We start from the raw sequence: 14,664 nt of genomic DNA on the forward strand, positions 1-14,664 counted from the left end.
ATCCCCCCTATTCCAATACGCCAATTTCTTTATAGTATTTTTCAGCCCCTGGATGAAGCGGTACTCCCGCAGTCCCTTCAATCGCTTTCTGAGGATCGAACTGATTAGCAATGCTATAGGATTCTTTTAGTTCATCTACATTTTCCCATAGCAGCTTTGTTAGTCGATAGGCAGCATCCTCTGAAACACTTTCGTCAATTACAATCGTGCTATATTGACCAACCGTAGTAATCGGTTCTGGCTGTTTATCGTACGTATTCGCTTCGATGACATACTTAAAGTTCCAAGGATATTCTTTTACCAATTGATCGATGGCATCGGGTGAAAAACTGAGCACCTTCGAATCAATCGTTGAAATTAATTCAGTCGTGGCTGCTGCAGGCACCCCCGAATAAATATTTACCCCATCGACTTGACCGTTTCTGATTAAATCCGTTGCTTCCGTAAACCCTACATAATTGGCGTTCACATCATCAATGCTTACGCCATGGGCTTCTAAAACAAGCTTCGATTCTAGTTCAGTAGAACTACCAGCAGCTCCAAATACAAAACTTTTCCCCTTCAAATCTTCAATGGATTGAATATCTTCATTATCAACTACTACAATATGACTGACGTTGGGATAAAGATTGCCTAAAATACGAACTCCATCATATTGTTTCCCTTTAAAAGAACCTTCCCCGTTATAGGCATCATAAGCAATATTCACTGTAGTGAAGGCTAAATTGGCTTCCCCTTTGCTCATTAAATTTAAATTTTCCACACTGCCATTCGATGCTTGGGAAGCAACAAGCTGTTCCATCTCTTTTGTCCATAATGTTGAAAGACCTGCCCCTAAAGAATAAAAGACCCCTGTTGTTGTACCTGTAGTGAAAATAAGCGGCTCCCCATACCGTTCCACATTACTCTGACACCCCATTAAAAGACCTAGACATAACAGTACCGTTACGAAAAGGTTACGTTTCATCCCCATTTCCCCTTTGACTGCTTATTTAAAGACAGCTTTGCGTTTTTCCAACACTGCATTAACCCCTTCTTTATGATCTGGTAATTCCGTTACGATTCCCATTTTAGAAGAAATATAGTCTAATGAAGATCGTAGACTCATCGTCTGGCTTTGATAAACTGCCCGTTTAATGATTCGAATCGCTTCTTGCGGACCTTTACTTAACTTTTCTACATAAGATTGCACAAATGTGTCCAGTTCCCCATCTGGTACAACAAAAGTAACCAATCCTTTTTCTTTCGCTTCCTCCGCCGTTAGGACTCGCGCCGTCCATAACATATCCAATGCCTGATCGATTCCGACTAGTTTCGGTAAAAAGTAAGCACCCCCATCTCCTGGCACAATCCCTACATTAATATAACTTTCGGCAAACTTAGCAGACTCCGCAGCGATACGAATGTCACACATTAACGCCATATCCAAGCCAGCTCCCATAGCATAACCGTGCATTTGGCAGATGACCGGTTTATCAATTTCTTCTAAAAGCAATGGAATCCGTTGTATTTTTTTCCAAAGGGAATTCTTTCGAGCAAGGGCTGTAGAAGTCGTATCTTCTTTACTTTCATAGAACCCTTTACCGGCAACCATCGCTTTAACATCCCCGCCAGCACAAAAGGATTTCCCGTTCCCCTTCAGCAGTACAACACGAATTTCATCCCGATCCCTTATTTCTTCTAATGCCGCTATCCAACTTAAAATCATTTCTTCACTGAACGCATTGTAACTTTCAGGTCGATTCAATGTAATCGTGGCAATAGAGTCCTTCACTTCAAATAATAAATCCGGCATATTCATCCCCCTTAAATATGTTCCATATGTTTTTTCGTTGTTAACTGTTCCCAAATGTTTGCTGACGATTGTAACCATCTATTCGCCAGTTCCTTTTTCCAAAAACGCCCTGTATAATCTTCATCACGCCATGCCCATAATCGGCGTGTATAGTGATGTAATCGATGTTCATGGGTAACACCTAACGCTGCATGTACTTGGTGGGCTGAAGTAGCAACGATACGACTGGAATCTTCTATTTTTAATCTGGCAAAGGCTACTTCATCATGGACTTCCCCTTGTTGTAAACGAGCGATGACGTTTTCCATAGCAGCTGCCGTTAATGCCTGTTCCCCAGCTAAAGTAGCTAAATGTTGCTGTACTAATTGGAATCGGTGAATCGGACGACCAAATTGTTCCCGCTCTTTACTAAATTGGACTGATAATTCAAATGCACGATCTATCGCACCAGTCATTTTACAAATGGTAGCAATGGTCTGTAAATTTTGGAGGAATACTAATTGTTCTTGTGAAATGGGCTGACAAGTTACAACCGCTGCGTCGGTAAAGGAAACATGGTCACGCGGTTCTGCTGCAACGTTCGTTTCATGTTTCATTTGAGCATCCTTTAAATCTAGTAATACAATAAACTCTTTTCCTTGGTCAGTAGCTAAAGTTACAAGTTTCTTCGCATATCTCGCCCACGGAACATAGTGTAGGGCTCCAGAAACTTTTGCATTTACGATGGCTAAAGGGTTTGCGTGTAAGTGGACTGTCGTTAATTCTTTCATTGGGTGAATATTGGCATTTTCCAATACGACATTGGCAAAAGTATGCTCAACATAAGGGATAGGAGCTGCATATTTCCCCATTAATCGGTATAAATGAAATAGATCTTCATAATCTCCTCCAGCTCCGCCATGTTCTTCTCGAACAGCTACTTGTTGCAGCTCATTTTCAAACATAATGTCCCATATATGTTGAGGCCACGTATTTTCTTCTAACAGATCAACCGTTTCCTTTTCGACTTTATCATTGAATATTTTTTCAACAACATCGACAATCATGTCTTTCATTTCGCTCATCCTGCAATCACTCCTTTCGCGATAATGCCGTATAGTACTTCTGATGTTCCACCACGGATTGTAAAGCCTGGTGCATGAAGAATAGACTCTGCTAGGAATCTATTCATCTTCTGTTCTGCTTGTAGTTGTGGATAAACATCCAGCAATAGACGAACGACTTCAGGAACTTTTTGTTCAAATTTCGTTCCAATACTTTTAACAAGTGCTGCAGGTACCATTACTTCCCCGCCTTCTTCAAGCACTTTCGCTACTCCGATAGATAAATTACGCAAGCTCCATAATTCAGCTACTAGTTTTGAAGCTTCCGCTAAACCTTCTAGATTGTGCTGTCGTTTTAATTCTTCAATCGCTTCATTTAATAGCGGGAAGGTACTTAATATCCGTTCTGGGCCACTTCGTTCATATGCTAGTTCAGCTAAACCTTGTGCCCATCCATTTCCTAACGTTCCGACAACCATTTCATCCGGCACAAACACGTTATCAAAAAATACATCATTAAAATGATGTTCCCCAGTCAAATAACGAATAGGTGAAATTGTCACTCCTTCAGAATTTAAATCGATAATTAATTGGCTAAGACCGGAATGCTTCTTCTCAGAAACAGGTTCTGTACGAACGAGGGTCACCATATAGTGGGCATGTTGGGCATTACTGCTCCATGTCTTGGCACCATTAACAACCCAGCCACCTTCTACCTTTTCAGCTTTTGTTTTCACAGATGCTAAATCAGAACCACTATTCGGTTCACTAAGCCCAATCGCAAAGAAGCATTCCCCTTTTACAATTTTAGGCAAGAAGAAATTTCTTTGTTCTTCAGTACCGAATCGTAATAAAAGTGGACCCGTTTGGCGATCTGCAAACCAATGGGCTGCAACAGGAGCTCCAAAGGCTAAAAACTCTTCCGTTAAGATATAGCGATCAATCGAACTACGCTCCCCACCCCCATATTTTTTAGGCCACGTCATGCCGATCCAGCCTTTTTCTGCCACTAGCTTCGAAAAATTGGCATCACAGCCACTTAACCAGGAATCGCATTTCGTTTGAAATGTCCCCTTACTCAACTCCTCTTGTAGGAAAGCACGAACCTCTTCCCGAAACATCTCCTGCTCTTTTGTAAATTGAACCGTTGGTAATTTCAAAACAACACACCCCTTTACGCATTTGCGGTAACTGTTACTATATATTAATATTTTATATTTTCTGAATATTATAGTCAAACCGTTTTTTAACAAATAAATTGATTAAAGTAGCATCTTTAATGTAATATGAAGGATTTTTATGTCGAATGAATAAGCAGTTTAATATTTAGATATAATTGTTCCACTCATTATGTTCAAAACTAATACAAACATTGGCGAGATAAATCAATGTAAAAATTAAAATATACTTATATTAAAAAAATGAGAAAAATTTTTATTAACAAATTAAAAAAATGATGCCTGCATTAACAGACATCATTTCAGATTGTGAAAATAGTTATATTCCTAGTGAGTCTTTTAAAAAATCCTCTAAATAGTCTACGTTCGTAATTTTTTTATTGCATTCATTGCTATCAGCACAAATATAGTTGCCAATAGATCGATAATAATCTGGATTTTTAGTTTTCTTCGTTTTCGTTACCGTAGAAATTTGGGAAACTTCACCAAAACAATTACAGAAGGAACAAAGATTTTTTTTAGTAGTCGATGAAAATTCGCATTCAATACCAACCATTTTTCCTTCTAACTCATAGATGATTATTTTCCTATTGGATCTTAGGTCTTTCCAGCTTAAATAAGTCAGATGATGATGATCAATATTGGATAAATCCGGCAACTTTAATTTTTTTTGTTTTGGGAACATTTTTTTCAATTGTTGCTCCGTCATTGTTGGGAATGAAAGTAAATATCCAGAAAGATGCTGAATGTATTGTTCATATTCCATTTCTGTTTTCAGTTTGGAAATGTCGAGCATTTCATACTGTGCCTCGGATAAATTCGGAAATAAATCGATAATTTTAGCATTCGCTAGGTCGATTACAGTAGCTAATACATTTTTTGGAACGTTCTTGTTCCTGCTGTCCTTAATGAAAGCAATTTGTTTTTTTATAAAGTTTAACTGTTCATTTTTAATAAATTTTTCAGTCATATTGTATTTCTCCAATCACTTATGCTATCTTTCCATTTATTTTAAACAGAAGCGCAAAGTAGTTATATGGAAAAAATCATTTAGAAACGTTTTTTACATAAAAGGGCACTGATGAATTACTTTTCACCAGTGCCCTTCATTTACTTTTTATGTGAATACACAATTTTTTTAATCGTTTCAATCGAAAGATAATATTCTTCAGCCAATTGTTGAATACTACTGCCACTAATAAAAGCATGTCGAATAGCGGCGTTACGGCGATCAAGTAACCGCCTTCCTCCACTTCGAGCTCCCCATTTCTCATACTCCGTTTCTTGCTTTGGAATATAAATGGTTTCCCCTTGGACATATTTTTGAATTTCGTTAATGAGCTTTTCAGGTAAAATTTTGTTTGCGTTCGTATACTTCAATGTCGCTCGCCCCTTATTTCAATTTTGGAAAAATAAGGTGCAAAGCCAGCATATTAGAAAAGCTTATAAAGCGATAAAATTAAATGTTTCGCCCCATGCAAAGTATCGCCTTTCCAATAGTAGGCTTTGCATGAGTAGAAGAAGTACTAGAAAATCTTTTATGATTCTCCATCAGTAAGCACCCCCTTTAATTCATTATATCCGAAGCTACCCCATTATTGAATTGTTTTCCTTACATGCTAGTGATTCGTGGCAATAACTTTAACATCATACTATAGCATAGTCGCCAATTATTAACTTACGATGAGTCGCACGTAAGGTGTTACAATGATTTTTAATAAAGTACCCTTCCCCTTCAAATTTTGTTGTGGAAATTTTTAATTAGGACAACTTTTTTATAATTGACACTGTTCAAACAATTTGTTACGCTATGTTGCAATAAAAGCATACAAATTCGTTGAAGAGAAAGAGTAGTGTTTCGTCTTGTTCCCCAGAGAGCTGACATTTTGGTGAAAGTCAGTGTGCAAGTGTTACATGAATATCCTCTCTGAGAAGGTTGACTGAAGATTGATGGTAAGTTAACCCGGGCGTCTACCGTTAAAAGGAACACGTATGATTGTACGTTGCTAAGTGCTATTGGATCGTTCAATAGAATTAGGGTGGTATCGCGGTTAACCCCGTCCCTTACTTGGGACGGGGTTTTTTGTATGCCTTTTATACAATTCGTATAGGAGGAACTCAAATGAAACATGAAAAAGAAACAACTGTCCAACGTGAACAAAGAATTCGGCAGTTATGGAAAGCGAATGAAACCTTTGAACAATCAGTAACAAAGCGTCAAAATAATGCACCTTTTGTATTTTACGAGGGACCACCGACTGCCAATGGTTTACCCCATGTTGGTCATGCGTTAGGGAGAACAATTAAAGATGTTGTTGCCCGGTATAAAACGATGCAAGGCTTTCAAGTAGAACGGAAAGCAGGATGGGATACCCACGGACTACCTGTTGAGCTTGGTGTAGAGAAACAATTAGGCATTTCAGGAAAGCAAGAAATTGAAAACTATGGTGTCGAAGCTTTTATAAATAAATGCAAGGAAAGCGTCTTTACCTATGAAAAAATATGGCGTTCCTTTACAGAGGAACTGGGCTATTGGGTCGATATGGACCATCCCTATTTAACATTAAGTAACGATTATATTGAAAGTGTATGGAATATTTTAAGTAAAGTTCATCGAGATAAATTGTTATATAAAGGGCATCGAGTTTCACCTTACTGCCCTAGCTGTCAAACATCGCTAAGCTCCCATGAAGTGGCACAAGGTTATAAAGATGTAAAAGATTTGTCCGCTACTGTGAAGTTCAAACGCCAAGATGCGGAAGAATATTTCCTTGGATGGACGACAACTCCTTGGACATTGCCTGCCAATGTCGCCCTTGCAGTAAATCCGAACTTAACCTATGTACGGGCTGAACTAGAAGGAAGTGTCTATATTGTCGCAAAATCGTTAGTCTCCAAAGTTTTAGGAGAAAATGCAGTCGTCCTAAGCGAACATTTGGGAAAAGACTTTGAAGGAGTTTCCTATCTCCCTCCTTTCCAATATGTAGACGTACAAAAAGGACATGTGATTGTATTAGCGGATTTTGTAACAGAAACGAGCGGTACAGGAATTGTTCATATGGCTCCCGCGTATGGCGAAGATGATTACCGAACGGTACAGCAAAATGGACTGTCCTTTGTCAATGTCGTTGATCAGCGAGGATGTTATACAGAAGAAGTAGAAGGTTTGGCCGGGCAGTTTGTAAAAGACTGTGACGTCGAGATAATTAAACGACTAGCTAATTCGGGATTATTATTCCATAAAGAAAAATATGATCATAGTTACCCCCATTGCTGGCGATGTGATTCTCCGTTACTTTACTACGCGACAGACAGCTGGTTCATTAAAATGACTGCTTTAAAAGAGGCGCTATTAAATAATAACGAATCGGTGAATTGGTACCCCGATCATATTAAACATGGGCGTTTCGGACACTTTTTAGAAAATGTCGTAGATTGGAATGTTAGTCGTAACCGTTATTGGGGGACACCATTAAATGTTTGGATTTGTGCCTGTGGACATGAGGAAGCACCAGAAAGTATTGAGGCACTGGGGAAGATCGCCGCGAGTCCACTGCCTAAGCATTTAGAATTGCATAAACCTTACATCGATGACATTACTTGTGTTTGTCCAAAATGCCGCGGAACAATGTACCGTACACCTGAAGTAATCGATGTTTGGTTTGATAGTGGTTCTATGCCCTTTGCCCAACATCATTATCCGTTTAAACAGAAACGGTTCCATCAACAATTTCCTGCCGATGTTGTTATCGAAGGGATCGATCAAACTCGTGGATTCTTTTATAGCTTACTAGCTGTTTCCACCCTTTATACTAGGAAGGCACCCTATAAAAATGTCCTTTCCCTAGGTCATGTATTAGATGAACATGGGCAAAAAATGTCTAAAAGTAAAGGAAATGCTTTAGATCCATTAGAACTCATGCAACAGTACGGGGCCGATGCTTTAAGATGGGCGTTATTAGTCGATAGTTCTCCATGGAATCCAAAACGATTTTCAACGAAAGTTGTTCAGGAAGCGAAATCAAAACTGATTGACACATTCGAAAACACTTTCAATTTTTACGCTCTATATGCCGATATTGATCAATTTACCTTTGATCCCTCCCTTCCTGGTAAGCTATCAAAAATGGACCAATGGGTTCTATCGCGGATGCATAGTGTAATTAAAAAAGTGACCGACTTTATGGATACGTATCAGTTTACGCAAGCTACTCGAGAAATCGCTGCCTTTATTGAACAAGTGAGTAACTGGTACGTCCGTCGCTCTAGACAACGTTTTTGGGCATCCGGATTTTCTGATGATAAACGGGCTGCCTTTAATACGTTACATGAAGTTTTAAGTAATGTATGTAAACTACTCGCACCTTTTACTCCTTTTGTAGCAGAAGACATTTATTTAAAACTACATCAGGAAAGTGTCCACTTACAGGACTATCCGACATCCATGAGTAATCTGATAGAAGAAAAATTAGAGGCGGAAATGGATCACATATTGAAAATCGTAGAATTAGGTCGCAGCATTCGAAATACCCAGCATTTAAAAGTGAAACAACCGTTAAGTGAAATGGTCATTTGTTTAGAAGGGCTACAGGGGCAATTTGAGGAGTATAACGATATTATCCAAGAAGAACTAAATGTTAAACAGATAAAGTGGGTAACCGACTTAAAGGATATGGAACAGTTAGTCTTTAAATTAAATTTTAAAACAGCTGGTGCTGCCTTTGGAAAACAAGTTCATGTCGTAAAAAAACATATCGAGAAATTATCTGATGAAGAAAAACAGTTGCTTGTAACAGATGGTAAAATCCTCATTTCTTTAGAAAGCGGGTCGTTAGAATTAAGTAAAGAACATGTTTTAATGGAATCCCATGTAGAAGCGGGATACGCTTTGGCAGAAGATGGACCATACAAAGTGCTCTTAAATACTACATTAACACCAGATTTATTAGAAGAAGGCGCAATACGTGATTTTATTCGCTTCATCCAAGATACTCGTAAAAAATATCATTACCCTATCGAGAAATATATTGACCTATTTCTTTGTACGAATGAAGAAAATAAAGCCTTGATTCAACGTTATGAAGAATTAATCAAATCCAACGTGCTTGTTAAGCATATTCAGTTCGCAAACAATGTAACAAGTGATTTGAACGTTTCTTACAAATTAAATGCTCACGACATCCTTTTAAAACTTGTATTAAAATAAATAAACAACACCCCTCTTATTTGAAATTATCCTAAAAAACCCCCTGTCTCATTGTTTACCTGAAACAGGGGGGTTTTTATTATTGCATACGTTCTAATTCTTGATATTCTTTCATATATGGACCATTATCAGCGACCATTGAGTGAAATAGCGTTTTAATTGCTAAGTTTTTCTCTAAACCCATTTCTACTTTAATTTTCTTTAACTCATCATGCAATTCCCGGTGCTGGTTTATTAATTTCGTCATGGCTTTTTTATTATATTTCACAATTTCACATCCCTAATTCATTACTTTTATAATGACGACTTTTAAATAATTAAATTCAGGAAAGTTATGTGGTACCGTAAAATCTTCCGGTAACTGATACTCTTCTAAAATTTTGTAGTGGGTATTTTTTTCCTTGAATGCTTGGTCAATAAATGATTTAAACTTTTTCATATTAAAGCTTGCGTTATTCGTTGATGCAATAATCGTACCGCCTTCATTTGTAATTTCCAACGCATCTTGTAACAGCTTCGGATAATCCTTTGCCGTACTGAACGTCATTTTTTTCGTACGGGCAAAACTAGGTGGATCTAAAACAACAACATCGAATTTCAACTGATGACGTGCTGCATAACTAAAGTAATCAAAGACATTCATGACTTTAATGTCCTGGGATTCATGATTAATATCATTCACCTGGAATTGCTCAATCGTTTTTGGTAAGCTACGTTTCGCCAAGTCTACACTTGTTGTTCCTAACGAACCACCAAGAGCAGCGGCTACAGAAAAGGCACCCGTATAAGAAAAAGTATTTAGCACGGTTTTCCCATTAGAGTGATCATGCAAAGCTTTTCGAACATTCCGCTGATCTAAGAAAATTCCTGTCATGGCACCATCATTTAAATCTACCGCATACTTCATCTTATTTTCCAAAATAATTAATGGAAATTCACCTTTTTCCCCTGACACGTAATCATCTTGTCTGACATATTGCCCATTAGTATGAAAACGTAATTTTTCATAGACTCCGCGCGTATTGACTACTTCATCAAGTGCTTGATAGATGTCTTCTCTGAATGAATAAATCCCTTCACTATACCAGCTCACCATATAGAATCCGTTGAAGAAATCGATTGTTAGACCACCTATTCCATCCCCTTCACCGTTAAAAACACGGAAAGCAGTTGTATCTTCTGACGTAAATAGATTTGCCCGTTTAGCTGCCGCTTCACTTATTTTTTTGGCAAAGAACTTCTTATTGATTTGTTCTTTTTCTTTTCGAGTTAAGACCCAGCCAATGCCTTTATTTTGCATTCCGTAATACCCTGTTGCAATATAGCCACCATTTTTATCGACTAAGTGTAATAAGCTTCCTTCTTCAATTGTAACTTGGGAAGGTTCTATCGCATCTTTTAAAATTAAAGGATAACCATTTGTAATATCTTTAATTGCTTTAGATTGTAATCGTACTTCTCTTAACTGTCTCATTTCGTCATCCTTTATATGTTTAATCTATACATTATGCCACTTTTCATCCTAATAAGCGAAAAAAGAGTGGTAACATTTTAAAATAAGTTACCAACTCTCTTTTAATTTATACGACTTTGCTTAAGCATTGCCCTATTCGAATGTAACAGTACTCACGAAATTCCGTCTATATCGTTTTCTTTCTTCTCAAAACAGAGATTAACCGTTCTACCGTTCGATCGTGTTCGATGTTGGGTAAATGCCGGTACATTGAAAATTTCACCCGGAAGTAGTTGAATTGTCCTATCATTTTCCAGATCAATTAACAGTTCTCCTTCTAGTACCATAAATAATTCATCTGTATCATGTTCGTGCCAATGAAATTCTCCATCTATAACGGCAATTCGTAAAACATGATCGTTCATTTCAGACACAATGAAATTCTTGTACTCATTAATATCAGACACTAAATTCAATAAATTAATTTTTTCTAATTGACTGTTCATTCCCATTTTCCCCCTTGTTATAAAAATGAAGTTCTTAAATTGTATCACTTTTAAAAAGTATATAACGAGTTCATAGCTAATTCGTTTTCATCTTCTTATAGGCTAGCGGTGTGATTTGCATAGATTTTTTAAATTGTTCAATAAAGTAGCTTGTACTATTGAACCCTACTAGGTAGGCCACATCAGTAACAGCGAGGTTGGACTGTTGAAGAAAAATTAAGCTTTTCTGGATCCGATAATCAGTTACGTAACTTAAAGGCGTTTTCTTTAAAAAACGTTTAAAATAGCGGCAACATTCAGAGCGACTTAAATGACCAGCTTGCGCAATATCTTCTAATAAAATTTTCTCTGCGTAATGTTGGTGAATCCAATTGAGCATTTCCTTCATCCGCTGATTTTTTAACGTTTCCTTCTGTTCATATTCCAAAGGCACACCATTTTTAATTAAACTTTTCCATAAGCGAGTTAATTGAAGACTAATCTCTATTTCATAGTAGGGTTCCTTTTCATTAATACACCGCGAAATTTCCTTCATTGATTGGAAAATTTGATTTGCCCATAATGTCTCTGAAGATAACAATAAATACGGAATATTTGTTGCTTGAATATACGGGTCTACAAAAGTAGCATAAAGTTCATGGGACAAAACGAAACTTGGTGAAACGTTTAAACAAATATAAACGCAGCCTGTACCATTTTGATCTTTTGCCATGTGTAAACAACCACTATTAATAAAAATCCCTTCCCCTTCCCGGACAATGATTTTCTCCTCATTTATTTGAAACATTGCTTCTCCTTTTACAACGAGAACAAATTGAAACTCTTCATGCCAGTGAAGTGGGATAAATCCATTAATATTATCTTTAATCGTCGTTTCATAACATGCAATCGGTAAGACGACGGTACGGTGTTCGGTTAATTCTTGTAAACTTTCGTCCACAGTAAAATCTTTTATTTGCACCTTATCACCTCAATATCCTTATATTTTTAAGTTCAATCTATGTATTTCTTCGTAGATTTTTTCATTAATATATAAAATGTTATCACACTATTTTTATATTTAAAGGTGGCAATGATAGATGAATCGAAAAAAAGGAATTGTTCTTGTACTAATTGGAGCAATCTTTTGGGGGATTGGCGGGACAGTTTCCAAAAAGCTTTTCCAACAATACGCTATTGATGTAGATTGGCTTGTAACAACTCGATTGCTAATAGCTGGTGTTTTACTGTTATCAGTACAGTATTTTACAAAGGACCGATCCCAAATATTTGGTGTATGGAAGACTCGGAGGATCGCTGTTCCATTAATTATTTTCGGGTTACTTGGAATGCTTGGCGTTCAATATACATACATGGCATCAATCGAACATGGTAATGCGGCTGTTGCAACTTTATTACAATATTTAGCACCCGTCATGATTATTATTTATTTACTACTTCGTAAACAAAGTGTTTTGACACGTGCAGATATGCTAACTGTTTCTTTAGCACTTTTCGGTAGTTTTTTCTTATTAACAAATGGCTCTCTTTCCCAATTATCCGTCCCTCCCCTTGCAATTACGTGGGGAATATTATCTGGAGTTGCTCTAGCATTTTATACGTTATATGCGATTCCTTTACTAAAACAGTTTGATTCCCTCGTCATTGTTGGATGGGCAATGATTATTGGAGGTTTTGCTTTAAGTTTTATTCATCCTCCTTGGCGAGTTGACATGAGCAGCTTTACTTTAGAAACTTACTTCTATTTAATTTTCGTTATTATTTTTGGAACAATGATTGCTTTTTGGTTTTATATTGAAAGTTTGCAAAGTTTAGCTCCTAAAGAATCTAGCCTTTTAGGTAGTGTAGAACCGTTAGCAGCTGTTTTAACAACCGTCTTTTGGTTAAAGGAACCTTTTGGGTTTTATCAATGGCTCGGGACTCTGTTCATTATGATGATGATTGTTATGCTTGCTTTAAATAAAGGAAAATCTTCAGATAATCTCGAGGCCAAATAAATGTATTTAAAAGGACAGCACCGATAAACACGGTATTGTCCTTTTACGTTTTCATACCCATCTAAAAAGTTCAGGGGATTTTGTTGAATTTACAACAAAATTCATTCAATATAGATTGTATTAATACTTGTTTATGAAGAAAGGGTTGAAAAAGAAATGAAATCAAAAAAAATTATGACTGAAGAGGATTTATCAATTGCCTTTGAAATTAGAAAAGAAGTATTCGTCAAAGAACAAGGGGTACCTCTATCAGAAGAGTTTGACGAATTTGATACATTGGATGCTCCATGCAAACACATATTAGTCTATTATAATGAGCAACCTGTTGGAACTGGCCGAGTTCGCTTCGTTGATAGTTATGGGAAGTTGGAGCGAATTTGCATTTTAGAACCTTATCGTAAATATGGTTTAGGAAAAGTCATAGTGAAAGTGTTAGAAGAAATTGCAGAAGAAAATGGTGTCGACAAAGTGAAGTTACATGGTCAAACTCATGCAGAAGGTTTTTATCATAAGCTTGGTTATGAAACAGCCTCTGATGTCTTTATGGAAGATGGCATTCCCCATGTCCTTATGACAAAAAAATTCTAATGTTGGAATTTAAAAAACAAAAAAGACACCTAATTACTAGGTGTCTTATATTGAGTGCTTTATAAAGGAAAATACATTTTTTAAGAAGGGATTTGTTGAATAGGTATTTTGAGATGGCAGTCAATTTACCTATTTCGTCATTCATATGGAAAAATTAGCAATCATCATGTTTCTTTTTAGTAAAGTGAGCACCTACAATGATTAATAGGATAAATAGAACAACGATTAACACAAATTCTTTTTTATTGCCGTTACCTTCGTATGCTCCTCCTACATTACCGTAATCGTTACAGTAATCATAAGCTCCACCTACATTGCCATAATCGTTACAGTAATCATAAGCTCCTCCTACGTTATTACCACAACCCATATCATTCACCTCCTTTACCACCATATTTTATGGTTCGTTATGAAGGTGATAGTGTACAAAAGTGGAGTTCCAAAAATTTTTTATTTATTATTTTGCTTAGAATCAATTCTACTTTTAAATGTAAACCCCACGAAGATGATTTCGTATGAATCCATTTTTTAAATTATTTCCTTATCCCAGTAAAATCGTTTGTTTTGTAAAATGTGATATGTATAAGTTCATCTACTCCAGCAAAAACTTTTGTAAAGGAGTGATACGACTTGGAAAAGAAGGATAATTACCCTACAACGGCACCAAAAAAGAAGGAAATTACGATTGAAACGAATTCCAATTTAGAAAATGCCATTGAAAACTCGGTAAATAAGCATAAAGAGTATGAGGCTGTGAATATTTCAATCGGTGCGGACGAAATTAAACAACAAAATGAAAATTTGTAATATACTTCATTAATTTTTAAAAAAATCTGGCTACTCTTACGGATTTAGTGTACTCACTTTTTCGTAAGAGTGGCACAGATTTTTTTTAATT

At 36.7% G+C, this 14,664-nt stretch carries 15 protein-coding genes and 1 other annotated feature; of the genes, 4 read left to right on the forward strand and 11 right to left on the reverse strand.

Going from position 1 to position 14,664, the window contains the following annotated elements; all coding sequences use genetic code 11:
- Positions 1 to 7: 7 nt before the first annotated feature.
- The 6 genes from H9636_RS12410 to H9636_RS12435 form a co-directional block, all read right to left on the reverse strand.
- Complete coding sequence (locus tag H9636_RS12410) at positions 8 to 967, reverse strand: TAXI family TRAP transporter solute-binding subunit (RefSeq protein WP_191707881.1); 960 nt, start codon at positions 965 to 967, stop codon at positions 8 to 10.
- A gap of 21 nt (positions 968 to 988) precedes the next feature.
- Positions 989 to 1,795, reverse strand: coding sequence for an enoyl-CoA hydratase/isomerase family protein (locus tag H9636_RS12415; RefSeq protein ID WP_191707882.1), 807 nt, complete (start codon positions 1,793 to 1,795; stop codon positions 989 to 991).
- Positions 1,796 to 1,806: 11 nt separating this feature from the next.
- The gene (locus tag H9636_RS12420; protein WP_191707883.1) at positions 1,807 to 2,859 is read right to left on the reverse strand and encodes an acyl-CoA dehydrogenase family protein; all 1,053 of its coding nucleotides are present in this window, start codon (positions 2,857 to 2,859) and stop codon (positions 1,807 to 1,809) included.
- A complete protein-coding gene (locus tag H9636_RS12425; RefSeq protein WP_191707884.1) occupies positions 2,856 to 3,998 on the reverse strand; it encodes an acyl-CoA dehydrogenase family protein in 1,143 nt (380 codons plus the stop codon). The genes H9636_RS12420 and H9636_RS12425 overlap by 4 nt, the downstream gene beginning before the upstream one ends.
- 337 nt (positions 3,999 to 4,335) lie before the next feature.
- Positions 4,336 to 4,986: a FusB/FusC family EF-G-binding protein gene (locus H9636_RS12430; RefSeq protein WP_191707885.1), complete on the reverse strand. Its 651-nt coding sequence runs from the start codon at positions 4,984 to 4,986 to the stop codon at positions 4,336 to 4,338.
- Between the two features lie 140 nt (positions 4,987 to 5,126).
- Positions 5,127 to 5,396 (reverse strand): CD3324 family protein, encoded by a 270-nt coding sequence (locus H9636_RS12435; RefSeq protein WP_191707886.1) that lies wholly within the window; start codon positions 5,394 to 5,396, stop codon positions 5,127 to 5,129.
- Between the two features lie 448 nt (positions 5,397 to 5,844).
- Positions 5,845 to 6,084, forward strand: a binding site (T-box leader).
- 54 nt (positions 6,085 to 6,138) lie between these two features.
- Between H9636_RS12435 and ileS the strand changes: the two genes are divergently transcribed.
- Entirely contained in the window at positions 6,139 to 9,222 is a 3,084-nt protein-coding gene (ileS, locus tag H9636_RS12440; protein ID WP_191707887.1) for an isoleucine--tRNA ligase, read from the forward strand.
- A 79-nt stretch (positions 9,223 to 9,301) separates the two neighbouring features.
- Here the strand turns inward: ileS and H9636_RS12445 are convergent, their stop codons facing one another.
- The 4 genes from H9636_RS12445 to H9636_RS12460 all read right to left on the reverse strand — a co-directional run bounded on the left by H9636_RS12445 (position 9,302) and on the right by H9636_RS12460 (position 12,142).
- Positions 9,302 to 9,490 (reverse strand): hypothetical protein, encoded by a 189-nt coding sequence (locus H9636_RS12445; protein WP_191707888.1) that lies wholly within the window; start codon positions 9,488 to 9,490, stop codon positions 9,302 to 9,304.
- Between the two features lie 12 nt (positions 9,491 to 9,502).
- The gene (locus H9636_RS12450) at positions 9,503 to 10,696 is read right to left on the reverse strand and encodes a class I SAM-dependent rRNA methyltransferase (RefSeq protein ID WP_191707889.1); all 1,194 of its coding nucleotides are present in this window, start codon (positions 10,694 to 10,696) and stop codon (positions 9,503 to 9,505) included.
- Between the two features lie 152 nt (positions 10,697 to 10,848).
- Positions 10,849 to 11,181 carry a cupin domain-containing protein gene (locus tag H9636_RS12455; protein WP_191707890.1) on the reverse strand — a complete coding sequence of 111 codons (333 nt, stop codon included), beginning with the start codon at positions 11,179 to 11,181 and terminating at the stop codon, positions 10,849 to 10,851.
- Between the two features lie 76 nt (positions 11,182 to 11,257).
- Complete coding sequence (locus H9636_RS12460) at positions 11,258 to 12,142, reverse strand: AraC family transcriptional regulator (RefSeq protein WP_191707891.1); 885 nt, start codon at positions 12,140 to 12,142, stop codon at positions 11,258 to 11,260.
- A gap of 118 nt (positions 12,143 to 12,260) precedes the next feature.
- Here H9636_RS12460 and H9636_RS12465 point away from each other — a divergent pair, with 118 nt between their 5' ends.
- Together H9636_RS12465 and H9636_RS12470 are read left to right on the forward strand one after the other, a co-directional pair.
- Positions 12,261 to 13,178: an EamA family transporter gene (locus H9636_RS12465; RefSeq protein WP_191707892.1), complete on the forward strand. Its 918-nt coding sequence runs from the start codon at positions 12,261 to 12,263 to the stop codon at positions 13,176 to 13,178.
- A 156-nt stretch (positions 13,179 to 13,334) separates the two neighbouring features.
- On the forward strand, positions 13,335 to 13,766 hold the full coding sequence (locus H9636_RS12470) for a GNAT family N-acetyltransferase (RefSeq protein WP_191707893.1): 432 nt from the start codon (positions 13,335 to 13,337) through the stop codon (positions 13,764 to 13,766).
- 154 nt (positions 13,767 to 13,920) lie between these two features.
- On the opposite strand, the gene H9636_RS12475 is transcribed toward H9636_RS12470, so the two are convergent.
- Positions 13,921 to 14,136 carry a YjcZ family sporulation protein gene (locus H9636_RS12475; protein WP_191707894.1) on the reverse strand — a complete coding sequence of 72 codons (216 nt, stop codon included), beginning with the start codon at positions 14,134 to 14,136 and terminating at the stop codon, positions 13,921 to 13,923.
- A 260-nt stretch (positions 14,137 to 14,396) separates the two neighbouring features.
- Here H9636_RS12475 and H9636_RS12480 point away from each other — a divergent pair, with 260 nt between their 5' ends.
- Positions 14,397 to 14,573, forward strand: coding sequence for a hypothetical protein (locus H9636_RS12480; RefSeq protein ID WP_191707895.1), 177 nt, complete (start codon positions 14,397 to 14,399; stop codon positions 14,571 to 14,573).
- The last annotated feature ends 91 nt before the right edge of the window (positions 14,574 to 14,664 follow it).

Source organism: Ureibacillus galli, assembly GCF_014836845.1.
GTDB lineage: Bacteria > Bacillota > Bacilli > Bacillales_A > Planococcaceae > Ureibacillus > Ureibacillus galli.

What these genes read in the sequence shown, in the direction of transcription:
- H9636_RS12455 (WP_191707890.1), bottom strand. Translation starts at nt 11,181, where the DNA reads ATGAACAGTCAATTAGAAAAAATTAATTTATTGAATTTAGTGTCTGAT.
- H9636_RS12470 (WP_191707893.1), top strand. Translation starts at nt 13,335, where the DNA reads ATGAAATCAAAAAAAATTATGACTGAAGAGGATTTATCAATTGCCTTT.
- H9636_RS12420 (WP_191707883.1), bottom strand. Translation starts at nt 2,859, where the DNA reads ATGAGCGAAATGAAAGACATGATTGTCGATGTTGTTGAAAAAATATTC.
- ileS (WP_191707887.1), top strand. Translation starts at nt 6,139, where the DNA reads ATGAAACATGAAAAAGAAACAACTGTCCAACGTGAACAAAGAATTCGG.
- H9636_RS12465 (WP_191707892.1), top strand. Translation starts at nt 12,261, where the DNA reads ATGAATCGAAAAAAAGGAATTGTTCTTGTACTAATTGGAGCAATCTTT.
- H9636_RS12430 (WP_191707885.1), bottom strand. Translation starts at nt 4,986, where the DNA reads ATGACTGAAAAATTTATTAAAAATGAACAGTTAAACTTTATAAAAAAA.
- H9636_RS12410 (WP_191707881.1), bottom strand. Translation starts at nt 967, where the DNA reads ATGAAACGTAACCTTTTCGTAACGGTACTGTTATGTCTAGGTCTTTTA.
- H9636_RS12415 (WP_191707882.1), bottom strand. Translation starts at nt 1,795, where the DNA reads ATGCCGGATTTATTATTTGAAGTGAAGGACTCTATTGCCACGATTACA.
- H9636_RS12475 (WP_191707894.1), bottom strand. Translation starts at nt 14,136, where the DNA reads ATGGGTTGTGGTAATAACGTAGGAGGAGCTTATGATTACTGTAACGAT.
- H9636_RS12450 (WP_191707889.1), bottom strand. Translation starts at nt 10,696, where the DNA reads ATGAGACAGTTAAGAGAAGTACGATTACAATCTAAAGCAATTAAAGAT.